This window comes from Neisseria sp. P0014.S009 (genome assembly GCF_051958155.1).
In the GTDB taxonomy this organism is placed as follows: domain Bacteria; phylum Pseudomonadota; class Gammaproteobacteria; order Burkholderiales; family Neisseriaceae; genus Neisseria; species Neisseria flavescens_C.
Window position 1 is genome coordinate 1 of sequence record NZ_JBQCVS010000284.1, and the last position, 233, is coordinate 233.

A 233-nucleotide genomic window follows, 5' to 3' on the forward strand; every position below is an offset into this window, starting at 1 on the left:
GTTCGGCTTCCTGCCATTTCCCGTCGGCAAACCGCCATGCTTTCAGACGGCCTTGTACGTTTTCCAGCAGGCTCGCCACCACAAAACGCTTGGTCGTTTCCACGCTTTCCAATGCCTGCGTTTCATCGGGCGCAAACAAAAGCTGCGCCGCCCCGAGTTCGCCCCGATTCAGCTTCACCGCCACCAGCGCACCGCTCGGATAGCTTTGGTTCGCGCGGTTCCAGTCCTTGCGC

1 pseudogene is annotated in these 233 nt (G+C 60.5%); it reads right to left on the reverse strand.

Features of this window, described 5'->3' with window-relative positions:
• Positions 1 to 233: pseudogene (locus ACTHS4_RS12665) on the reverse strand (S9 family peptidase); the annotation flags it as partial.